We start from the raw sequence: 22,888 nt of genomic DNA on the forward strand, positions 1-22,888 counted from the left end.
TCTCCTTTCAAGTAGCGTCAAAACAGCAGCCACGCAAACCGCAGCGATGATGTGACTGTTGACGATGTAACTATTGAATTACATGCCGATGGCATGTCTACTTCGAAAGGATTGTTATGTTGAAAAAGCTTTTGTTCGTGGTCGTCGCATTTGTCATGGTCGTCGGCAATGCGTTTGCCGAGGTGGAGGTCAACAAGGCCGATCAGGCCGCGCTTGACGGCATTCGCGGCATTGGGCCGGCAATGTCGCGCAACATTCTTGAAGAACGCAAGAAAAACGGTGATTTCCGGGATTGGGCCGATCTCGAAAATCGCGTCAGCGGTATCGGGCAAAAAAATGCGCTCAAATTGTCCGGTGGTGGTCTGATTGTCAACGGCAAGCCCAAGGCCGCCGCCGCAGTGGCCAGGGAGGCTGACGCCGGCAAAGCCAAAAAGTAGATACCTATCTGCGGCAATCAGGCGCTCCCTGTGCAAGCCCCGTGTTATGGCGGGGTTTGCTGTTTTGGTGCTTGCCTGAGAAAACAAACCGCATTACATTCGCTGATAGTCGACAGAGTTGCGGAGAATTCCGGGCAATTTCCGGTATCTGGCAGTGCGCGTAGGGGCGCCGGCATATGCATGCCGGACCGCCACATCGTCCGCGTCTCACTTACAACACAGGCAGATACCATGAAAATTGCCGATATTCCTGTTCAGGAGCAGCAGCGCATCTCCTCGCTGCACGCGCTCAATATTCTTGACAGCGCACCCGAAGAAAGATTTGACCGTCTGACGCGGCTGGCGCGTCGCCTGTTCGCGGTACCGGTTGCCGTGGTCAGCCTGATCGACAGTAATCGTCAGTGGTTCAAGTCGCATCCCGGGCTGGATGTCTGTGAAACCTCGCGCGATGTATCGTTCTGCGCCCACGCGATTCTCGGCAATGAGGTGATGGTCGTTGAGGATGCGCTGGAAGATGCGCGTTTCCGCGAAAATCCACTGGTCACCGGCGCACCGGGCATCCGTTTTTACGCCGGATACCCGATTGGCGGCGCGGCCGGCGCCAAATTCGGGACCTTGTGCGTGATTGATATGGTGCCGCGCAAGTTCAGCGAAGAAGACCGTGCGTTGCTGCGCGATCTGGCGACCATGGTCGAACAGGAAATGGCGGCGATGCAACTGGCGACGATGGATGAGCTGACCGGCTTGTCAAACCGGCGCGGCTTCGAAGCGCTGGCGCAGTACGCCATGAATATGTGCAAGCGCACGCGGCAACCGGCGGTCCTGTTTTATTTCGACCTCGACTGGTTCAAGCAGATCAATGACCGCTTCGGGCACGCCGAGGGCGATCAGGCATTGCGCAGTTTTGCTGATTTGCTGGCACACAGCTTTCGCGAGTCGGACGTCATCGGCCGGCTCGGCGGCGACGAGTTTTCGGTATTCCTGACCAATGTCAGGGCGGTGGAAGCGCAAGTGGCGCTGTCGCATCTGGAGCAGGCCGTGCGTTTGCATAACGAAACCGGCCGGCGCGGCTACGATTTGCGTTACAGCGCCGGGTGGGTGGAATATGACCCGCAGCGGCATGATACGATTGCCGCCTTGATGCGTGCCGCCGATGACTTGATGTATCAGCAGAAACAACAACGTCATGAGACTGCACGTCACAATACATAAACACATAGCCCGCCGCATATAACAAGATCAATTCATTTACAGAAACGATTTCCCCGATGATCCTTTTGCAGCCAGTCATCCTGTCCGGAGGTTCAGGCACACGCCTGTGGCCATTGTCCCGCGAAAAATATCCCAAACAACTGCTGCCGCTGGTCGGGCAGGACACCATGCTCCAGGCCACCGCGTTGCGGGTGCAGGATCTGGGCGCCGATTGCCGCCTCGCTGCGGCACCGATGGTGGTCTGCAACGAAGAGTACCGTTTTATTACTGCCGAACAACTGCGGGCAGCCGGCAAGCCCAGCGGTCAGATTGTGCTCGAGCCGGTCGGCCGCAACACGGCGCCGGCACTGACGCTGGCGGCACTGCTGGCACACGCCGGCGGTGAAGATCCGGTATTGCTGGTGATGCCGGCCGATCATGTGATTCGCGATGGCGCGGCGTTTCAGGCGGCGATCCTGAAGGCGCTGCCGCATGCCGCCGGGGGCGCCATGGTGACCTTTGGCATCGTCGCTGACCGTCCGGAAACCGGATACGGTTACATCCAGCGCGGCGCGGCGGTGGGTGATGCCCATGCCCTGGCGCGCTTTGTCGAAAAACCGGATGCGGCCACGGCACAAACGTATATCGACTCCGGCGACTATCTGTGGAACAGCGGACTGTTCATGCTGCGCGCCAGCGTCTGGCTCAAGGCGATTGCCCATTTCCAGCCGGCCATGGCGCAGGCTTGCCGTCAGGCATTCGAGAACGGCAGTCAGGATCATGATTTTTATCGGGTCGACAAGGCGGCATTCACTGCCTGTCCGGCTGATTCCATCGATTACGCCGTGATGGAAAAGCTGGCGGGCGAACCCGCTCTCGGGATTGCCGGACGCATCGTCGCGCTCGATGCCGGCTGGTCTGACGTCGGTGCCTGGGATGCACTGTGGCAAGTGTCGGACAAGGACGCCAATGGCAATGTCACGCGCGGTGATGTCATGCTGGAACAGTCTTCGGACAATCTGGTGTTTGCCCACGGCCGGCTGGTCGCCTGCGTCGGCGTCGACAATCTGGTGATCGTCGATACCCCCGATGCGCTGATGGTGGCGCACAAGGACCAGATGCAGCATATCAAGCAGGTGGTGGCGCAACTGAAAGCGCAAGAGCGCAGCGAAGCCGTGGTGCATCGCAAGATTCACCGGCCATGGGGCTGGTATGACTCGATTGATGCCGGCGAACGGTTTCAGGTCAAGCGCATCGTGGTCGAACCGGGCGCATCGCTCAGCCTGCAAATGCATCATCACCGGGCCGAGCACTGGATCATCGTCAAAGGCACGGCGCGCATTACCCGTGGCGAAGAAGTATTCCTGCTGGCCGAGAATCAGTCGACTTACATTCCGCTCGGTGTCACGCACCGCCTGGAAAACCCCGGCAAGTTCCGGCTGGAAATGATTGAAGTGCAGTCCGGCAGCTATCTCGGCGAAGACGATATCGTGCGCTTCGACGATACCTACGGTCGCAAGTGACCTGAGGTTGGCAGGTTTGTGCTGAGGCCGATTCGCGATAGTCCGATAGGCCGGACTGGAAATAGCATAAAATGCCAACCTGAACCAAACAGTCGGTGTCCCGCTTATGTCTTACCAAGTCCTCGCCCGTAAATATCGTCCCCGCAGTTTTGATACGCTGGTCGGGCAAGAGCATGTCGTCCGGGCGCTCACGCATGCGCTTGAACAACAGCGTCTGCACCATGCCTATCTGTTCACGGGCACGCGCGGCGTGGGCAAGACGACCTTGTCGCGGATTCTGGCCAAGTCGCTCAATTGTCAGGGTGCCGATGGCAATGGCGGCATCACTGCCCAGCCTTGCGGCGTTTGCGAGGCATGCGTGGCCATCGATGCCGGGCGCTTTGTTGACTATATCGAAATGGATGCCGCCTCCAATCGCGGTGTCGATGAAATGGCGCAGTTGCTGGAGCAGGCGGTGTACGCGCCATCCAATGCGCGCTTCAAGGTCTACATGATCGATGAAGTGCACATGCTGACCAACCACGCGTTCAACTCCATGCTGAAGACGCTGGAAGAACCGCCTGAGCATGTCAAGTTCATCCTGGCGACTACCGATCCGCAAAAAATTCCGGTGACCGTGCTGTCGCGCTGCCTGCAGTTCAATCTCAAGCAGATGCCGCCGGGTCATATCATCAGCCATCTGGATAATATCCTCGGCCAGGAACACATCGAATTCGAAACACCGGCACTGCGTTTGCTGGCACAAGGTGCGCACGGTTCCATGCGCGATGCGTTGTCGCTCACCGACCAGGCAATTGCCTATGCTGCCGGCAAGGTCACGCTGGAAGCAGTGCAGGGCATGCTGGGTGCGCTGGATCAGTCGTATCTGATCCGCCTGCTCGATGCGCTGGCGCAACAAGATGGCGTGGCGCTGCTGGCGATTGCCGATGAAATGGCGACGCGCAGTCTTTCCTATAATGCCGCCTTGCAGGATCTGGCGACCTTGCTGCATCAGATCGCGCTGGCCCAGACGGTGCCGGCGGCGCTGGCCGAAGATTTGCCGCAACGCGAAGATATTGTGCGGCTGGCGGCTCAGTTCAGCGCCGAAGAAGCACAACTGTTTTATCAGATCGTGGTGCATGGTCGTAATGAACTGGGGCTGGCACCCGATGAGTTTGCCGGCTTCAGCATGACACTGTTGCGCATGTTGGCGTTTCGTCCGGTGACGTCGGGCGCGGTGACGCTGGCCGGATCTGCACCGGTCGTGCCATCGCCGCGGCCGGCAGCGGCAGCCACACGTCCGGCACCGCTCAGCGCCGCGCCGCAAGTGGCCAGCAACAGCGCGCCGGTATCACGTCCGGCACCAGTGGCGTCAGCGCCATCTCCTGCTGCCAGTCCGGTGCAATCGGCACGTGCTGCAGCACTGGAAGCAGCGCGCGCGGCGTCAGGCAAATCATCGGGCGGTGCGCGGGCGACACCGCCGGTTGCCGCTCCGGTGGCGGCACCGGTAGCTGCGGTGCCGCCGGCGGTCGCGACCAGCGATAATGCCCCGCCTTGGGATGCGGACGACGCCTTCCCGCCGGAAGCCGCTCAAAAAAAAACTGAATCGATAAGCCGTGATGAAGCACCACAGGACAGTAATGTTCCCGTGGTGCAAGAAATGCCAGCAGCCATTGCCGTGACGCCGGAAGTGGCGGCGCGTACCGCACAGGTTGCCGCCGACCTCGGCTGGGATGGCCACTGGCCAAGTCTGGCGGCAGAATTGCCGTTGCGCGGCGTGGTACATCAAATGGCGCAGCAAAGCGAATTGCTGCGTTGTGAAGTCAGCGGCAATACCGTGAACTTTCATTTGCGTATTCCGCTGGAGACCTTGCGCTCGTCCGGCAGTGTCGATAAGCTGAGTGCAACGTTGAGTGAACGTTTTGGCAAGACCATCCGGGTAGAAACCGAAATTGGCGTGGTCGCCAATACCGCCAATGCCAAGGCCGAGGCGGACCGGACCCAGCGTCAGAATGAAGCCGAACAGACGGTGCACCGCGACCCGTTCGTACAGACCATGATGCGCGAATTCGGTGCCACCATCGTGCCCGGTTCGATCCGGCCGCTGTAACACCGCTGGCGGTGAACATCGGATTGGCGATGCAGGCAACAAGACAGAATCCATTTATTGAACAAGGAGCAGGATCATGATGAAGGGTCAACTGGCAGGCTTGATGAAACAAGCCCAGGCAATGCAGGACAACATGAAAAAAATGCAGGAACAGCTGGCATTGATCGAAGTCGAAGGTCAGTCCGGCGCCGGCATGGTCAAGGTTGTCATGACCTGTAAGAATGATGTCAAGCGAGTGATCATTGATCCGTCGCTGCTGGCAGATGACAAGGACATGCTGGAAGATCTGGTGGCGGCTGCGTTCAACGATGCCGTCCGCAAGGCCGAAGCGACATCGCAGGAAAAAATGTCCGGCATGACTGCCGGCATGCCGTTGCCACCGGGTTTCAAAATGCCGTTTTGAAGTACCGCGCCTGAGGCGGTGACAGGTTTGCAGAGGAGGGCGTCATGTTCGTGATTTCGATTACTTATACCAAGCCAGCGCAAGATATCGATGCCCTGTTGACCGCGCATCACCAGTTTCTCAATGCGCAATATGCCGAAGGCGTGTTTCTGATGTCAGGTCGCAAAGTGCCGCGCGGCGGAGGCATCATCATTGCCGATGCTGCCGACCGGGCCGAAATCGAAGCCATCGTGCAAACCGATCCGTTTTACATCGGTGATGTCGCCACCTACGAAATCACCGAGTTCATTCCTTCCATGACGGCGCAGGCGCTGTCCGTGTTCCGGCATACTTCTGAGCGAAATTGAAAACACCTTCAAGTCTTACCCTGCTGACCGAGGCCTTGCGCAATTTGCCGGGCGTCGGGCCCAAGTCGGCACAACGCATGGCTTACCATCTGTTGCAGCATGACCGCGCCGCCGCACTGCAACTGAGCAAGGCGCTGGCGCAGGCGGCGGAAACCATACGCCACTGCGCGCTGTGCAATACCTTCACCGAACAAGTCATCTGCGATACTTGTCAGGATTCGCAACGCGACCCGACCATGCTGTGCGTGGTGGAAACGCCGAGCGAACAATTGATGATCGAACAGACGCTGACGTTCAAGGGGTTGTATTTTGTGCTGATGGGACGACTGTCGCCACTCGATGGCGTCGGCCCCAAGGACATTCATCTCGAAAAACTGATCACGCGCGCCACCGACGGCGTGGTGGCGGAAGTGGTGCTGGCCACCAATTTCACCAATGAAGGCGAAGCCACCGCGCATTACATCAGCGAAACCATGAAGGCCCGTGGCCTCAAGGTCAGCCGTCTGGCGCGCGGCGTGCCGGTTGGCGGTGAGCTGGAATATGTCGATGCCGGCACCATTGCGCGCGCCATGCTGGATCGCCGCGCTACCTGAACAAAAGTAAAAAGTTGTACGCAGGAAACTGATAATAACGACAATAGCTGAACTGACGCAGAGCAGTCACGCACACCAATGAAATCACAGGAGACCGTATGCAGACTTTCGCACGCTGTTTGACATCGAGCACCTTGCTGGCGTCCGCGCTGACGCTGGCCGGTTGCGCAGGTACCGCAAAAAACGCGAGTTATGAAGTGGCCGAGGTGGGCAGTTTTCATGTCGGCGGGCAGCAGGTGACGCTGTCGGGATTGCCGGCCCGCGAAATCGTCTTCACCGCCGGCGCCGCACCGCGCAAGGTGGATCCGAACGGCGATTTTGAATCCGGCCAAATGTACGCGCAGTACGTCAAACTGAAAAATCCCAAAGCCCGTTATCCGTTGATGCTGTGGCATGGCGGCGGGCTGGCCGGCACCACATGGGAAACCAAGCCCGATGGCGCGCCTGGCTGGCAGCAATTCTTTCTGACGCAAGGTCATACGGTCTATGTGCCGGACGCGATGGAGCGTGGACGTGCCTCGTGGTCGCGTTATCCTGAAATCTATAAAACCGAACCATTCTTCCGTACCAAGCAAGAAGGCTGGGAGCTGTTCCGTATCGGTGCCGACGGTTCCTATCATTCCGATCCTGCCAAACGGGTGGCTTACGCCGGTACGCAATTTCCGGTCGCGGCATTCGATCAGTTCGGCAAACAATCGATTCCGCGCTGGGCCACTAACGATGCGGCGACCCAGGCCGCTTATGACGCGCTGGTACAAAAGGCTTGCCCCTGTGTGATCGTGGTGCATAGCCAGGGCGGCAATTTTGCCTTCAATGCGGCACTGCGCGCACCGGACAAGATCAAGGCGATCGTGGCGGTCGAACCGTCCGGCGCACCGGATCCGGACAAGGTTGATATCAAGGCGCTGAAGGCGATTCCGTTCCTGTTTGTCTGGGGTGATTTTGTCGAGCAGAATACGTCGTGGAAACAGTATATTCAGGCCCCCAATAAATTTCAGCAGGCCTTGCAGGCGCAGGGTGGTGTTGCTGACCGGCTGGATCTGCCGCAGCAGGGCATCAAAGGTAATTCGCACATGTTGATGATGGATCGCAATTCGGATCAGGTCGCGGCGCTGGTGCAAGCCTGGATGGACAAAAACGGATTGATGAAATAAATCGCCATGGAGAAAAAAACTGCATCAGCCGGTCCGTTGGCCGGTATCAAGGTACTCGAACTCGGCACCCTGATCGCCGGACCGTTTTGTTCACGCATGCTGGCCGAATTCGGTGCCGATGTCATCAAGGTCGAAGCGCCAGAGGTTGGCGATCCGATCCGGCAATGGCGGGTACTCAAGGACGGCACCTCGCTGTGGTGGTCGGTACAGGCGCGCAACAAGAAAAGCCTGACGCTCAATATGAAAGATCCGCGGGCGCAGGCAATTGCGCGCGAACTGGCGCTGGACGCCGACATCATCATCGAGAATTACCGTCCCGGCGTGCTGGAGAAATGGAATCTCGGTTACGAAGAGTTGAAGCGCATCAATCCGGCGCTGATCATGGTGCGCTTGTCAGGTTACGGTCAAACCGGGCCGCTGCGCGATTTACCGGGCTTTGGCGCGATTGGCGAGTCGATGGGGGGTATCCGCTACGTCTCCGGGCATCCGGACCGGCCACCGGTCCGGATCGGCATCTCTATCGGCGATTCCATCTCTGCCCTGCATGGCGCCATGGGCGCGATGATGGCGTTGCGTCATCGCGATGTCACCGGCGGCCGCTGGAATGGCAAGCAGGGTGACGCCAGCGTTGGCGGTCAGGGCCAGATGGTGGATGTGGCGCTGTATGAGTCGGTGTTCAACATGATGGAGTCGCTGGTGCCGGAATACGATCATGCCGGCGTCGTGCGTGAACGTACCGGCGGCGCCTTGCCCGGCATCGTGCCGTCGAATACCTACACCACGCGTGACGGCAAGAACATTGTCATCGCCGGCAATGGCGACGCGATTTTCAAGCGTCTGATGCTGGCGATTGACCGCGCCGACATGGCGAATGACGCACAACTGGCACGCAATGATGGGCGGGTGCCGCGCACCGCAGAAATTGATGCCGCGATTCAAGCCTGGTGCGATACGCAAACGATTGACGATGCCCTGCACATCTTGCAGGCGGCGGATGTGCCGGTGGGGAAAATCTACTCGATACAGGACATGATGAGCGATCCGCAATTCCTGGCGCGCAACATGTTCGAGCAGCATGCCTTTGCCGATGGCACGCCGGTCAAGATGCCGGCGGTGACACCCAAAATGTCGGAAACCCCGGGCGGCACCAAGTGGCTGGGGCCGGAGCTGGGTCAGCACAACGCTGAAATCTTGCAATCGCTGGGGTATGATGACGCACAGATTGCGCAGTTGCGGCAGGAGCGGGTCATTTGACATGCTTGTGTCGTGTAGTCGACTGTGACGATTGCAGGCTATATAACAGTCAACAGACCTGATAAAAGACTTAACGGAGGAGATAACATGAAATTCAGCTGGAAACAATTCGCTATCGCGCTGGCCCTTTTTCTTGCGGGCTATTTCACTTTTAGTAATAACTCGTTTGCCCAGAACCTGGAAAAGACCAAGGTTTCGATCGCGGTCGGCGGCAAAAACCTGTTTTATTACCTGCCATTGACCGTGGCCGAACAACTGGGCTATTTCAAGGACGAAGGTCTGCAAGTTGAAATCTCCGACTTCGCCGGCGGCGCCAAGGCGTTGCAGGCAATGGTAGGCGGCAGTGCGGATGTGGTGTCGGGTGCTTACGAGCACACCATCAACATGCAGGCCAAGAACCAGCCTATCGTCGCCTTCGTGTTGCAAGGCCGGGCGCCGCAAATCGTGCTGGCCGCATCCAACAAGACGATGCCGAACTACAAGACCGTAGCCGACCTCAAGGGCAAGAAAATCGGTGTTACCGCACCGGGTTCCTCGACCAGCATCATGGCCAGCTTTGTGTTGGCCAAGGGCGGCCTGAAGCCGACCGACGTCTCCTTCATCGGTGTCGGTGCTGCCTCCGGTGCCTTGTCGGCACTGCGCTCGGGACAGATCGATGCGATTGCCAATCTGGATCCGGTGATTTCGATGCTGGAACAAAAGAATGAAATCAAGACGATTGCCGATACCCGTACGCTGAAAGACACCAATGCCGTGTTCGGCGGACCGATGCCGGCAGCGACGCTGTATGCGCCGGAAGCCTTCATCAAGAAATATCCGAATACCACCCAGGCACTGACCAACGCCATGGTGCGTGCACTCAAGTGGATTCAAAAGGCTGGCCCGTCCGACATCATCAAGGCAGTACCTGAAAGCTATCTGCTGGGCGACCGTGCCTTGTATATCTCGGCTTTCATGAAGGTGCGCGAAGCGATTTCGCCGGATGGCATCATCCCGGATGCCGGCCCGGCCACTGCGTTGCGCACGCTGTCCGCGTTTGAACCGGATCTGGCAACCAAGAACATCGATTTGTCCAAGACCTATACCAACGAATTCGCCAAAAAAGCCAACGCCAAGTACAAGTAAGTCACAAACGCCGGCCGTGCTGCTGCGATGCGGCACGGCCGGTGCTCTGCATGCTTTTCATCAGTTTCACCATTTATCCCTCTATAACGGATTCCGTTTTACCGGAATGCCTTTGATATGACGCCAGCTCTTTTTCTCGACAACATCACGTGCACCTTCATCTCCAAAGATGACCGTTCGCAGCGCTATACCGCGGTGGCCGACACTACGCTGGCCATCGCCCCCGGCGAATTCGTTTCAGTGGTCGGTCCGACCGGCTGCGGCAAGTCCACCTTGCTCAACGTCGGCGCCGGGCTGCTGCAACCATCTTCAGGCAGTATCAAGGTCTTCGGCGAAGAGCTGACCGGCATCAACAGCCGCGCCGGCTACATGTTTCAAGCCGAAGCGCTGATGCCGTGGCGCAGCGCCTTGCAAAACGTGATCGCCGGTTTGCAATACCGTGGCGTGAGCGAATCCGATGCGCGTGAACAAGGCGAGCAATGGCTGGCGCGGGTTGGCCTGCAAGGCTTCGGCGACCGTTATCCGCATCAGTTGTCGGGCGGCATGCGCAAGCGCGTGGCGCTGGCGCAGACCCTGATCCTCGATCCCGACATCATCCTGATGGATGAACCGTTTTCGGCGCTCGACATTCAGACCCGCCAATTGATGGAGAACGAAGTACTCGAATTGTGGAACGCCAAGAAAAAGGCGGTCCTGTTCATTACGCATGATCTGGATGAGGCCATTGCCATGTCGGATCGCGTGGTGGTGTTGTCGGCCGGTCCGGCTACGCATCCCATCGGTGAATTCGTGATCGACTTGCCGCGTCCGCGCGATGTCGCCGAAATTCGTACCCATCCGCGTTTCATCGAACTGCACCAGCAAATCTGGAGTGTCTTGCGCGATGAAGTGCTCAAGGGTTATCAACAACAAAAGACAGCGGCCTGATCGTCATGTGGAAATTCATTAAACCGAGTCATAAAACTCTTCGTTTCTGGCAATTGCTGGTATTGGTGGTGGTGCTGGGCGTCTGGCATATTGCCACCCGCAATCAGCAAACCGCGTTCTTCTTTGGTGAGCCGCTCAAGGTGATGGTGCGCGTCTGGCAATGGTTTACCGTTGGCAGCGGGTCGCTGGAAGTGGGCCTTGGTGACAGCACCTGGTTTACGTTGACCTTTCCCGCAGAAATCTATTCACATCTGCTGATTACCCTGACGGAAACCGTGCTGGCGTTTGTCATCGGCACCGGCCTCGGTTTGGGTGCCGGTCTGTGGCTGGCGCTGTCGCCGATGGCATCGGCCATTCTTGATCCTTACGTCAAGGCTGCCAATTCGATGCCGCGCGTGATTCTGGCGCCGATCTTTGCCATGTGGTTTGGTCTTGGCATCTGGTCCAAGGTGGCACTGGCGGTGACCCTGGTGTTCTTCGTGGTGTTCTTCAACGTCTATCAGGGCGTCAAGGAAGTCAGCCCGGTGGTATTGGCGAATGCCCGCATGCTGGGCGCCAATGCGCGACAATTGCTGCGCACGGTGTATCTGCCATCGGCAACCTCATGGGTATTTTCCAGCTTGCATACCTCGATCGGTCTGGCCTTTGTCGGCGCCGTGGTCGGTGAGTATCTGGGATCGGCGCGCGGGGTCGGTTACCTGATTCTGCAAGCCGAGGGCTCGTTTGATATCAATACCGTGTTTGCCGGTATCGTCGTACTGACGGCATTCGCGCTGGTGCTCGATGTGATTGTCGGCATGATAGAAAAACGCCTGATGAAGTGGCAACCGAAATCGGGCGAGACGGAAAAGCTCTGATCATTTGCGGCATACACGCAGGATAAAAAATAACCCCGGCCATGCAACAGGCCGGGGTTATTTTTTTGTGATGCGGAATGGATTGGCGGTGCTTCAGTGCAGCGCGTCGACGATCTTTTCCAGTTTGAGCGAATCGATGCAGAACAGGCGAATGCCTTCCGCCAGCTTTTCAGTTGCCATCGCATCGTCATTGAGCGACAGCCGGAACGACTGTTCATTCAGGCTGATTTTTTCCAGCGTGCAGGCTTGTGCCTGTTGCGGGCTCAGCTTGCGCTCGACCACGGCATCGCTGGCCGCCAGTTTTTGCAGCAGATCGGGACTGATGGTCAGCAGGTCGCAGCCGGCCAGTTCGACGATTTGCGAGGTATTGCGGAAGCTGGCGCCCATCACTTCGGTGGCGTAACCGAATTTGCGATAGTAGTTGTAGATGCCCTGTACCGATTGCACACCGGGATCGTCGGCGCCCGCATATTCCTGACCGCTGGCTTTCTTGTGCCAGTCATAGATGCGGCCGACGAATGGCGAAATCAGCTGGACCCCGGCTTCGGCACAGGCAATTGCCTGCGGCAGCGAGAACAGCAGTGTCATGTTGCAGCGGATGCCTTCCTGTTGCAGCACTTCGGCGGCGCGAATGCCTTCCCAGGTTGACGCGATCTTGATCAGGATGCGCTCGCGGGCGATGCCGGCGGCTTCATACAGTTTGATCAGTGCGCGGCCCTTGGCGATGGTGCCGGCGGTATCGAACGACAGACGGGCATCGGTTTCGGTAGAAACGCGACCGGGAATGATGTTCAGGATTTCCAAACCGAATGCGACCAGCAGGCGATCCGTCAGAGCGGCCGTGCTCAGCCCCGGATTGTCACGTATCGTGCGCTCCAGCAAGGGTTTGTACTCATCCTTTTGCACGGCTTTCAGAATCAGCGACGGATTGGTGGTCGCATCTTGCGGTGCGAATGCCTGCATCGCCTGAAAGTCGCCGGTATCGGCGACGATGGTGGTGTACTGCTTCAGTTGGTCGAGTTGATTCATATGCCTGTCGGAAAGATTGAACAAAGTAGACGACTGCAGCTATTGTAATCAATTCCCGCGGCGGCAAACCATTCCCGGCTTGTGCCAGATCAACGGAAGAAGGAATCGAATTGCATATCGAATTTTTGCAGTGATTTTTGCGCGTTCTGCATCTTCTTGCGGAATTCCGGTCCGCGCCGCAATGCCAGGCCCACTGCCAGAATATCGATCACGACCAGATGCGCCAGCCGGGCCGAGATCGGGGTGTAAGGGTCGATGTTGAAACTGAGGTCAATCGGGACCAGTACCGTCGCCAGTTCCGCCAGCGGGGTGCCGCTCGGGCCCAGCACGATGATGTCGGCGCCGCTCTTGTGTGCCAGTTGCACGCTGCGCAGCAGCGCGGCATTGCCGCCGCGCTGGGAAATCGCAACCACGGCATCGCCCGGCTTGAGCAGCGAGGCGGCAATGCTGTGAATATGCGGGTCAGAGTAGGCTACCGTGGGCACGCCGGAACGGAAGAATTTGTGTTGGGCGTCGATGGCGACAATACCGGACGTGCCCTGGCCGTAGAACTCGATCTTGGAGGCGCGCGCCAGTACATCGAGCGCCATCTGGATCGCATCCGGATTCAGGTGATTGCGCAGGTCGAGCAGGGTATTGATGGAGCGGCTGCAAATCTTGTTGACCAGATCGGCAGCCAGATCGTCTTGCGCCAGCGATTCGTTGGCGCCCGGCAATGCCAGCGCCAGACTTTGCGCCAGCTTCAATTTGAAATCGTGCCAGCCTTCGTAACCGACGGCACGACAAAAGCGGATCACGGTGGGTTCCGACACCTCGGCATTGCGCGCCAGCGCCGTCAGGTTTTCCGACAGTGCCAGTTGTGGATTGGCAAGAATGGTGGTCGCCACTTTCTTTTCCGACTTCGACAACGAATTCAGATGCGTGCGGATGGAGTCGAGCAACATGGTCATGGAATCAGCGCGCCTTCAGACGACGGTGATGTCGCAGCGACATGGTCAGGGTCATCATAATTCCGGCAGCGCTTCTTCGCGCCACTGCAATCCATCGCGACCGATCAGGGCGCTGGCCGCAGCCGGCCCCCAGGTACCGGCGCTGTAGGGAATCGGATCGGTTTCCTGCTGTTCCCAATATTCCAGGATCGGTTCGACCCATTCCCATGCGGCTTCCAGTTCATCGCTGCGCATGAACAAGGTCAGTTGACCGCGCAGCACATCGAGCAACAGACGCTCGTAGGCTTCCATGCGCGGCGTCTTGAATTTTTCGCGGAAATCCATTTCCAGCTCGACCGGTTTCAGGCGCATGCCATCGCCCGGTGTCTTGGCCATCAGATTCATGTGCAGACCTTCATCCGGTTGCAGACGAATCACCAGACAATTCGGTTGCGAGTTGCTGTTCGGTTGCACGAAGATCGAATGCGGCACGCTCTTGAAGCGTACCACGATTTCCGCCAGTTGATCGGCCATGCGTTTGCCGGTACGCAGATAGAACGGTACGCCGGCCCAGCGCCAGGTATCGATTTCTGCTTTGACGGCAACGAAGGTCTCGGTGCGTGAATCCGGATTGGCGTCTTCTTCCTTGCGATAACCTGGTACCGGCACGCCATTGACGTGACCGGCGCGATACTGGCCGCGCACCACGTTCATCGCCAGCGTGCTCGGCGTGAAGCGTTTGAGCGAACGCAATACTTTCAGTTTTTCGTCGCGCACGGCATCGGCCGAATTGGACACCGGCGGTTCCATGGCGACGATGCACAGCAATTGCAGCAAATGGTTTTGCAGCATGTCGCGCAGCGCACCGGAGGTGTCGTAGTAACCGGTGCGGCCGCCGACGCCGAGTTCTTCGGCAATCGTGATCTGCACGTCGGAAATCCATTCGCGCCGCCACAGCGGTTCGAACAGCACATTGGCAAAACGCAGCGCCAGCAAGTTCTGTACGGCTTCCTTGCCGAGATAATGGTCGATACGGAAAATCTGCGATTCGGAAAAATAACGGCCGACCTGCGCATTGATGTCCTTGGCGCTGGCCAGATCATGGCCCAGCGGTTTTTCCAGTACCACGCGGGCATTTGGCGTAGCCAGGCCGGATTGCGCCAGGGCATCGCAAATGCTGGAAAACAGGGTGGGCGGTGTCGCCAGATAGAACACGCGGGTAATTTGCGGATCGTTGCGCAAGGCCGTTACCAGCCGGCTGTAGTCGGCTGGTTTGTTGGCGTCCAGTTGCACGTAATGAATGCGGCTGCAAAAGCGTTGCCAGATATCGGCGTCGAGTGTGGCGCTGCTGATATGCGGGCGCGATTGCTGCTCCACGACCTGAATGAAATCGGCATCGGTCTTGTTGTCGCGGCCGATGCAGATGATGCGCGCAGTGGCCGGCAAATCCTTGGCGCGTTCGCGCGCATACAGCGCCGGCAGTAATTTGCGCATGGCAAGATCACCGGTGCCGCCAAAGAAAACCAGATCAAAATCGGAAATAGCCATGGATAAATCGCTTCAAAAAGAAAACGCAGGAACCGTCAGTGCGGTTGCTTCAGATGGGGTTCAGCCTAATGCTTGTTTGGCCAGCGCGATCAATGCGTTGGTCGAGGCGTCATGCCGTTCCGGTACGCTGGTGCCGGACAATTCGCTCTGGATGGTCTTGGCCAGTACCTTGCCCAATTCCACGCCCCATTGATCGAAACTGTTGATGCCCCAGATGACACCTTGCACGAAGGTCTTGTGTTCGTACAAGGCGATCAGTGCGCCGAGACTGGCCGGGGTCAGCGCTTCCATCACGATGGTATTGCTGGGGCGATTGCCGTTGAAGGTTTTGTGCGGCAACAGCGCTTCAAGTTCCTGTTGGCTCATGCCTTCCTTGCTGAGGTCGGCACGGACTTCTTCGGCCTGCTTGCCGCGCATGAACGCTTCTGACTGCGCAAAGCAGTTGGCCAGCAGCACCGCATGATGGCCGGGCAGGTTGTGACCCGGTTTGAGTACCGCAATAAAGTCGATTGGCGTGATATCGGCGCCCTGATGCAGCAACTGGAAAAATGCATGCTGCCCGTTGGTGCCGACATCGCCCCAGATGAACGGACAGGTGGCGACCTTGATCGGGCTGCCGTCGCGGGTGATGCGCTTGCCGTTGCTTTCCATTTCCAGTTGTTGCAGATAAGCCGGAAAGAAGCGCAGGTCGTGGTGGTAGGGGGCAATCGACAGCGATTCGCTGTTGAAGAAGTTGCGGTTCCAGATACCGATCAATGCCAGAATCACCGGCATGTTGGTGGCCAGCGGCGCATGCAGGAAATGTTCATCCATGGCATGGGCGCCGGCCAGCAATTCACCGAAATTTTTGGCGCCGATTGCCAGTGCCACGGACAAGCCAATCGATGACCATACCGAGTAACGGCCGCCGACCCAGTCCCAGAACGGGAACATGTTGTCGGTATCGATGCCGAAAGCGCGCACGCCTTCACTGTTGGTGGAAACCGCGACAAAATGGCGCGGCAGGTCGGCTTCGGTTGCGTGCTGCAAAAACCAGTTGCGCGCCGATTGCGCATTCATCATGGTTTCTTGCGTGGTGAATGTCTTGGAGGCAACGATGAACAGGGTTGTCTCGGGATCAACTTTGGCCAGTGCCGCGTCCAGATCGTGACCGTCGACATTGGATACGAAATGCATGTTCAGGCGCGGATGCGAAAAACTGCGCAGCGCCGTGCTGGCCATCTGCGGACCCAGATGGGAGCCGCCGATGCCGATATTGACGATGTCGGTAATCGGTTTGCCGGTGCGGCCGACCCAGTTGCCGTCACGCACCCGTTCGACGAACGATGCAATGCGGTCGAGTACGGCGTGAACATCTGCGGCGATATGCTGTCCATCAACTTCGAGCCTGAGGTCGCGCGGTGCGCGCAATGCCGTGTGCAGCACGGCACGATGTTCGGTGAAGTTGATCTTGTCGCCGGCAAACATGGCATCGCGTTGCGGCTCCACGCCGCGTTCGCGGGCCAGCGCCAACAACAGTTCCAGCGTAGTATCGTTGATGCGGTTCTTGGAGTAGTCCAGCAACAATCCGGCGGCACTCACTGACAAGCGCTCGAAACGATCTTGCTGCGTCGCAAACAGATCGCGCATGTGCCAGCTCAGGGCTTCGCGATGATGTGTGGTCAGGGCCTGAAAGGCGGCGGTCGCAGTTAGTGCGGTAGACGGCATGTTTTGCATTCGTGGCTGCGTGGTTTGTGGTCGACTTACTATACATCATTTAGTCACGTGATGGTAATTTCACTACAATATGATGACTGATTTCAGTGCGGAATAAAACCGTTTTTTCTGCTTTTTTAACCTTGTTGCTGCTGGTGTTGAGTTTTTCATGAATCGAATTTTCAATTCCAGTCAACTGTATGCGACGCATTCGACTCCGGGATATGGATTTTGATTGAAGGTTTGTAGTAAAATTACATTTGTTAACGCTATCAGGGATCCCACATGCCTCTTCACGCTACCTTAGCCAGTGTCACCCGACGCATCGCCGAACGTAGTCAGCCTTACCGCTCAGCCTATCTCGCGCGTCTCGATGCAGCGCGTCATCAGGGGGTTCAGCGCGGCGCTCTTTCCTGTACCAATCTGGCGCACGGCTTCGCCGCCTTTCCCGCCAACGACAAACTCAAGCTCAAACAAGATCGTGCCGCTTCGATCGCAATTGTCTCGTCGTATAACGACATGTTGTCGGCGCATCAACCTTTTGAGCGCTTTCCCCAGATTCTCAAAGAAGCCATCCGTGCCGAAGGCGGGGTAGCGCAATTTGCCGGCGGCGTGCCAGCCATGTGCGACGGCATTACCCAAGGTCAGACCGGCATGGAATTATCGCTGTTTTCGCGCGATACCATTGCCATGAGTACGGCGATTGCGTTGTCGCACAATATGTTCGATGCCGTGTTGTATCTCGGTGTGTGCGACAAGATCGTGCCGGGACTGCTGATCGGCGCCTTGCATTTCGGACATTTGCCGGCAGTGTTTGTTCCGGCCGGGCCAATGACCAGCGGCATGAGCAACAGCGACAAGGTCAAGGTGCGCCAGTTGTATGCCGAAGGCAAGATCGGTCGTACCGAATTGCTGGAAGCGGAAGCCAAGTCGTATCACGATGCCGGCACTTGCACGTTTTACGGTACTGCCAACAGTAACCAGATGCTGATGGAAGCGATGGGCCTGCATTTGCCCGGCGCGGCGTTCGTCACACCGAATACGCCGATGCGTGACGCACTGACTGCCGAAGCCGGACGTCAGGCCTTGAAGATTACCGCGCTCGGCAATCAATACACGCCGGTCGGCCGGCTGGTGGATGAAAAATCGATCGTCAATGCCATCGTGGCGTTGCTGGCAACCGGCGGTTCCACCAACCACACCTTGCATCTGGTGGCCATTGCCAAGGCCGCGGGCCTGATCGTGGACTGGGATGATTTTTCCAAACTGTCCGCCGTGGTGCCATTGATTACCCGCATTTATCCGAACGGCACGGCGGACGTCAATCACTTCCACGCCGCCGGCGGTACCGGTTTCGTCATCCGCGAGTTGCTCGATGCCGGTCTCATGCATGACGATGTCATGACCATTCTCGGCCAGGGTTTGCGTGCGCATTGCCGCGAACCATTGCTCGATGGCGCGCGTCCGGTGTGGAAGGACTCGCCGGCCGAAAGCGGAGACGAAAACGTACTGCGTCACGCCGGCAATCCATTTTCAGCCGATGGCGGCTTGAAATTGTTGCAGGGCAATCTGGGGCGCTCGGTGATCAAGGTCTCGGCAGTCAAGCACGAACACCGTGCGGTGCAGGCACCGGCCATCGTGTTTCATTCACAAGAAGCATTCATGCACGCCTTCAAGGCTGGAGAACTGGACAAGGATTTCATTGCCGTACTGACCTTCCAGGGACCCCGCGCCAACGGCATGCCGGAATTGCATGCGCTGACGCCGGCCTTGGGCATTCTGCAAGACAAGGGCCGTCATGTGGCGCTGGTGACCGACGGCCGCATGTCGGGTGCATCGGGCAAGGTACCGGCGGCAATCCATGTGACGCCGGAAGTATTGGCCGGCGGCCCATTGGGTTTTGTGCGCACAGGCGATATGATTCGTCTGGATGCCGAGGCCGGTATTCTGGAAGCCTTGGTGCCGCAGGAAATCTGGGCTGCACGCCAGACGGAAAAAATTGATATGTATGACAATCAGGTGGGCATGGGACGCGAATTGTTCGACGTATTCCGCGCTTCGCTGAGCGCCGCAGAAGAGGGCGGAACAAGTTTCGGTTTGCCGCCGGTTATTGAAAAAGAGAAAGTGACAGTATGAAAAATATCTTGGACATCATGCGTACTTCACCGGTGATTCCGGTGATCGCCATCGATAAGCTGGAACACGCGGTGCCGCTGGCCAGGGCCCTGGTCGCCGGCGGCATCCGGGTGCTGGAAGTGACATTGCGGACCGAACATGGTCTGCCTGCAATCCGTGCTATTGCCGAGCAAGTGCCGGGCGCCATTGTCGGCGTCGGTACGCTGACGAGCCCGGAAGAATTCGTTGCGGCGCGTGACGCCGGTGCGGTGTTCGGTGTCTCGCCGGGCCTGACGGCGGCATTGATTGCGGCGGCCAAATCGAGCGGCTTGCCACTGCTGCCCGGCGTGATGACGCCATCCGAAGTGATGGCAGCGCGCGAAGCCGGATTCCGTCAGTTGAAGTTGTTCCCGGCCATGCAGGCCGGTGGCATCGGCATGCTCAATGCTATCGCCGGTCCGCTGGGCGACATTACCTTTTGTCCGACCGGCGGCATTTCGCAAGAAACGGCGGCGCAATTTCTGGCCTGCAAGAATGTGGCTTGTGTTGGCGGTTCGTGGCTCACGCCCAAGAACGCGATCGAGATTGGCGACTGGGCCAGGATCACGGCGCTGGCAACTGCTGCCAGCGCACTCAAGCTGAATTAACGGTGTGTTGGCGCAAACCGGCTCAGGCCGGTTTGTTGCTGCTGCCGCCACGGTAGGCAATCACCAGCAAGATAATCCCCAACACAATCATCGGTACCGACAGCATCTGTCCGGCCGAAATCGTGATGCCGCCAAATGTGACGTTGTAATCGGGAATGCGGAAGTATTCCGTGAAGAAGCGGGCACAGCCGTACAGCAATGAAAACATGCCGGCAACCGCCATGCGCGGACGCGGCTTGCGGGCAAAAATCCACAAGATGATGAACAGCAGCACGCCGTCTACCAGCATCTGGTAGATCGGTGACGGATGGCGCGGCAGGTTGTCGACGTTGGGCCAGATCATGGCCCACGGCAGCGACGCATCGGCGACGCGGCCCGGCAATTCGGCATTGATGAAGTTGCCGAGACGACCGGCGGCATAGCCGAGCGGCACCATCGGTGCGATGAAATCCATGATATCCATCAGATTGCGGCCGCGCTTGCGGCCCCAGATCGCCATCGCGATCAGCACGCCGAGGAAGCCGCCATGGAATGACATGCCGCCTTTCCAGACGGCGATGATGTCGGCCGGATGCGAAAAATAATACGCCGGATTGTAAAACAGCACTTCACCGAGGCGGCCGCCGATGACCACCCCGAGCACACCATAAAACAGCATGTCGTCCAGATCTTCCTTTTTCCAGCCGACGGCGGCGATATGCGGCTGGCGGATGCGCAGGCGGCCAAGCGCGATGAACTGGGCAAATGCCAGCAGATACATCAGGCCATACCAGTGCACCGCAAGCGGGCCGATAGTAAAGGCAATGGGGTCGGGCATAGGGTGAATCAGCATGAGTCCGTTCTTTCAGATCGTTGTCGCAAGATGTCAGTCAGCGCTTTTCGACAGGGTTTTGGCCGGTTTGTTCGGACGTTCCGGGTTGGCCGCCAGCGCCAGAAATGCGCGCAATACCGGCGAACTGCTGTCGCGCCGCCAGGCCAGCCCGGTTTCGATCAGCGGCACCTTGTCGGTCAGCGTGCGGTAATCGACGCCGGGGCGCTTCAGGTTAGATACGGATTGTGGCACAAGTGCCATACCCATGCCAGCCGACACCAGGCCGACGATGGTTTGCATCTGGATCGCTTCCTGACCGATATGCGGCGTCAGGCCGGCATCGCGGAAGCAGCCGAGAATGCTGTCATGAAATCCGGGTGACAGGCGGCGCGGAAAAATGATCAGCGGCAAATCCTTGAGCGCATTCAGCGATACCGGGTTCTTGCCGCGGATGGTGCCACTCGGCAGTGCGGCAATCAGCGGTTCCGACAACAAGGGCAGATAATCGAGAATCTGCCCGGCCTTGTCCGGCAATGGCGGCAACAGGACGCCGGCGTCGATCTTGCCCTGGGTCAGGTCATCCAGCTGGATATCAGTGGTGGCTTCGCGCAATTCGATGCGCACTTGCGGATAGTGGGCGCGGAAGCGTTGCAGCAGCGGTGGCAGGATGCTGTAATCAGCGCTCGAAATGAACGACAATGACAGCACGCCGGAGGCGCCACTGGCAGCACGCCGGGCCAGATCCGGCAAAGCCGCCGCCTGTTGCAGCAGACGTTGTGCTTCCGGCAACAGCGCTAGTCCGGCCGGAGTCAGGCTGACATTGCGCTTGGTGCGGGTAAACAGGGCCGTGCCCAGCATGTCTTCCAGCGCCTGAATGGTTTGTGACAGCGGCGGCTGGGTCATGTGCAGGCGCAAGGCGGCGCGGCCGAAATGCTTTTCTTCGGCCACGGCAACAAAGTAACGCAACTGGCGCAGCTCAAGACGTGATTCGGTTCTCATATGCAATCCGTATTATTCAGCAGTGAATCATATATTTGACAGGTGGCTTTGTGCAAGGCACTCTAGCGCACAGCCAGAACCAGTACGACAGGACGGCACACTCTCGCCATCCTTGTCCGTCGCCCGACGGCGTTCCAGCCAGTGTCGCTTCTGGTCAGGACGGGAACCGCTTCTCATTGATCAACCAGGAGACACACATGTCATTCAATCGTCGTTCCAAGAACATTACGCAAGGTATTTCGCGTAGTCCGAACCGTTCCATGTATTACGCACTGGGCTACGAAAAGGAAGACTTCGACAAGCCGATGATCGGTGTCGCCAACGGTCATTCCACCATCACCCCGTGCAATTCCGGTTTGCAGAAACTGGCAGATATCGCGATTTCCTCGATCAAAGACGCCGGTGCCAATCCGCAAGTGTTCGGTACGCCGACCATTTCCGACGGCATGTCGATGGGCACTGAAGGCATGAAGTATTCGCTGATTTCGCGCGAAGTGATTGCCGACTGTATCGAGACCGCCGTCAACGGCCAGTGGATGGATGGGGTGGTGGTCATCGGTGGTTGTGACAAGAATATGCCGGGCGGCATGATCGCACTGGCGCGCACCAATGTGCCGGGCATCTACGTCTACGGCGGCACCATCAAGCCGGGCAAGTGGAAGGGCAAGGACCTGACCATCGTCTCGGCATTCGAAGCCGTGGGCGAGTTCTCGGCCGGCCGCATGTCGCAGGAAGACTTCGACGGCATTGAAAAAAATGCCTGCCCGTCGTCCGGTTCCTGCGGCGGCATGTACACCGCCAATACCATGTCATCGTCGTTCGAAGCGCTCGGCATGGCCTTGTTCTATTCGTCGACCATGGCCAATCCGGACGAAGAAAAAACCGGCTCCGCGGCACAATCGGCGAAGGTCCTGGTGGAAGCCGTCAAGCGCGACCTCAAGCCACGCGACATCATCAACCGCAAGTCGATTGAAAATGCCGTTACGCTGATCATGGCGACCGGCGGATCCACCAATGCCGTGCTGCATTATCTGGCCATTGCCCACGCCGCCGAAGTGGAATGGACCATCGATGACTTCGAACGCGTGCGTCAAAAAGTACCGGTGTTCTGTGATCTCAAGCCATCGGGTAAATACGTTGCCACCGATCTGCACAAGGCCGGCGGCATTCCTGCGGTACTGAAAGTATTGTTGCAAGCCGGTTTGCTGCACGGTG

Annotated in this window: 21 protein-coding genes; 15 read left to right on the forward strand and 6 right to left on the reverse strand. The window is 58.1% G+C overall.

Going from position 1 to position 22,888, the window contains the following annotated elements:
- The first annotated feature begins 116 nt into the window (after window positions 1-116).
- The 12 genes from AKL27_RS16355 (at window position 117) to AKL27_RS16410 (ending at window position 11,900) form a co-directional block, all read left to right on the forward strand.
- Window positions 117-437, forward strand: coding sequence for a ComEA family DNA-binding protein (locus AKL27_RS16355; RefSeq protein WP_050463914.1), 321 nt, complete (start codon window positions 117-119; stop codon window positions 435-437).
- Between the two features lie 231 nt (window positions 438-668).
- Window positions 669-1,649: a GGDEF domain-containing protein gene (locus AKL27_RS16360; RefSeq protein WP_050463915.1), complete on the forward strand. Its 981-nt coding sequence runs from the start codon at window positions 669-671 to the stop codon at window positions 1,647-1,649.
- A gap of 56 nt (window positions 1,650-1,705) precedes the next feature.
- Window positions 1,706-3,151 (forward strand): mannose-1-phosphate guanylyltransferase/mannose-6-phosphate isomerase, encoded by a 1,446-nt coding sequence (locus AKL27_RS16365; protein WP_198155987.1) that lies wholly within the window; start codon window positions 1,706-1,708, stop codon window positions 3,149-3,151.
- A gap of 106 nt (window positions 3,152-3,257) precedes the next feature.
- Complete coding sequence (gene dnaX, locus AKL27_RS16370; RefSeq protein WP_050463916.1) at window positions 3,258-5,240, forward strand: DNA polymerase III subunit gamma/tau; 1,983 nt, start codon at window positions 3,258-3,260, stop codon at window positions 5,238-5,240.
- 76 nt (window positions 5,241-5,316) lie between these two features.
- The gene (locus AKL27_RS16375; RefSeq protein WP_050463917.1) at window positions 5,317-5,643 is read left to right on the forward strand and encodes a YbaB/EbfC family nucleoid-associated protein; all 327 of its coding nucleotides are present in this window, start codon (window positions 5,317-5,319) and stop codon (window positions 5,641-5,643) included.
- A 44-nt stretch (window positions 5,644-5,687) separates the two neighbouring features.
- Complete coding sequence (locus AKL27_RS16380; protein WP_050463918.1) at window positions 5,688-5,990, forward strand: YciI family protein; 303 nt, start codon at window positions 5,688-5,690, stop codon at window positions 5,988-5,990.
- Window positions 5,987-6,583 carry a recombination mediator RecR gene (recR, locus tag AKL27_RS16385; protein WP_050463919.1) on the forward strand — a complete coding sequence of 199 codons (597 nt, stop codon included), beginning with the start codon at window positions 5,987-5,989 and terminating at the stop codon, window positions 6,581-6,583. The genes AKL27_RS16380 and recR overlap by 4 nt, the downstream gene beginning before the upstream one ends.
- Window positions 6,584-6,681: 98 nt before the next feature.
- Complete coding sequence (locus tag AKL27_RS16390; RefSeq protein ID WP_050463920.1) at window positions 6,682-7,737, forward strand: alpha/beta fold hydrolase; 1,056 nt, start codon at window positions 6,682-6,684, stop codon at window positions 7,735-7,737.
- A gap of 6 nt (window positions 7,738-7,743) precedes the next feature.
- Window positions 7,744-8,991 (forward strand): CaiB/BaiF CoA transferase family protein, encoded by a 1,248-nt coding sequence (locus tag AKL27_RS16395; protein WP_050463921.1) that lies wholly within the window; start codon window positions 7,744-7,746, stop codon window positions 8,989-8,991.
- Between the two features lie 87 nt (window positions 8,992-9,078).
- Window positions 9,079-10,116: an ABC transporter substrate-binding protein gene (locus AKL27_RS16400; protein ID WP_050463922.1), complete on the forward strand. Its 1,038-nt coding sequence runs from the start codon at window positions 9,079-9,081 to the stop codon at window positions 10,114-10,116.
- Between the two features lie 117 nt (window positions 10,117-10,233).
- Window positions 10,234-11,043, forward strand: coding sequence for an ABC transporter ATP-binding protein (locus AKL27_RS16405; RefSeq protein ID WP_050463923.1), 810 nt, complete (start codon window positions 10,234-10,236; stop codon window positions 11,041-11,043).
- Window positions 11,044-11,048: 5 nt separating this feature from the next.
- A complete protein-coding gene (locus AKL27_RS16410; RefSeq protein WP_050463924.1) occupies window positions 11,049-11,900 on the forward strand; it encodes an ABC transporter permease in 852 nt (283 codons plus the stop codon).
- A gap of 93 nt (window positions 11,901-11,993) precedes the next feature.
- Here AKL27_RS16410 and tal read toward each other — a convergent pair whose 3' ends face one another.
- From tal to pgi, 4 genes are all read right to left on the reverse strand, one after another.
- Window positions 11,994-12,929, reverse strand: a complete 936-nt coding sequence (gene tal, locus AKL27_RS16415) for a transaldolase (RefSeq protein ID WP_050463925.1) — start codon at window positions 12,927-12,929, stop codon at window positions 11,994-11,996.
- A gap of 89 nt (window positions 12,930-13,018) precedes the next feature.
- Window positions 13,019-13,873 carry an SIS domain-containing protein gene (locus AKL27_RS16420; protein ID WP_050463943.1) on the reverse strand — a complete coding sequence of 285 codons (855 nt, stop codon included), beginning with the start codon at window positions 13,871-13,873 and terminating at the stop codon, window positions 13,019-13,021.
- A 60-nt stretch (window positions 13,874-13,933) separates the two neighbouring features.
- A complete protein-coding gene (zwf, locus tag AKL27_RS16425) occupies window positions 13,934-15,406 on the reverse strand; it encodes a glucose-6-phosphate dehydrogenase (RefSeq protein WP_050463926.1) in 1,473 nt (490 codons plus the stop codon).
- 60 nt (window positions 15,407-15,466) lie between these two features.
- Entirely contained in the window at window positions 15,467-17,113 is a 1,647-nt protein-coding gene (pgi, locus tag AKL27_RS16430; protein WP_050463944.1) for a glucose-6-phosphate isomerase, read from the reverse strand.
- A gap of 273 nt (window positions 17,114-17,386) precedes the next feature.
- On the opposite strand from pgi, the gene edd reads away from it, so the two are divergent.
- Entirely contained in the window at window positions 17,387-19,237 is a 1,851-nt protein-coding gene (edd, locus tag AKL27_RS16435) for a phosphogluconate dehydratase (protein WP_050463927.1), read from the forward strand.
- Window positions 19,234-19,863 (forward strand): bifunctional 4-hydroxy-2-oxoglutarate aldolase/2-dehydro-3-deoxy-phosphogluconate aldolase, encoded by a 630-nt coding sequence (gene eda, locus AKL27_RS16440; protein WP_050463928.1) that lies wholly within the window; start codon window positions 19,234-19,236, stop codon window positions 19,861-19,863. The genes edd and eda overlap by 4 nt, the downstream gene beginning before the upstream one ends.
- Before the next feature lie 22 nt (window positions 19,864-19,885).
- On the opposite strand, the gene lgt is transcribed toward eda, so the two are convergent.
- Both lgt and AKL27_RS16450 read right to left on the reverse strand, forming a co-directional pair.
- Complete coding sequence (lgt, locus tag AKL27_RS16445; RefSeq protein ID WP_050463929.1) at window positions 19,886-20,695, reverse strand: prolipoprotein diacylglyceryl transferase; 810 nt, start codon at window positions 20,693-20,695, stop codon at window positions 19,886-19,888.
- Window positions 20,696-20,728: 33 nt separating this feature from the next.
- A complete protein-coding gene (locus AKL27_RS16450; RefSeq protein ID WP_083439098.1) occupies window positions 20,729-21,673 on the reverse strand; it encodes a LysR substrate-binding domain-containing protein in 945 nt (314 codons plus the stop codon).
- 197 nt (window positions 21,674-21,870) lie between these two features.
- Here AKL27_RS16450 and AKL27_RS16455 point away from each other — a divergent pair.
- Window positions 21,871-22,888 (forward strand): dihydroxy-acid dehydratase domain-containing protein (locus tag AKL27_RS16455; protein ID WP_198155988.1); only part of this gene is annotated, 1,018 nt, incomplete at its 3' end.

It is taken from the genome of Herbaspirillum autotrophicum (assembly GCF_001189915.1).
Classification (GTDB): domain Bacteria; phylum Pseudomonadota; class Gammaproteobacteria; order Burkholderiales; family Burkholderiaceae_D; genus Herbaspirillum; species Herbaspirillum autotrophicum.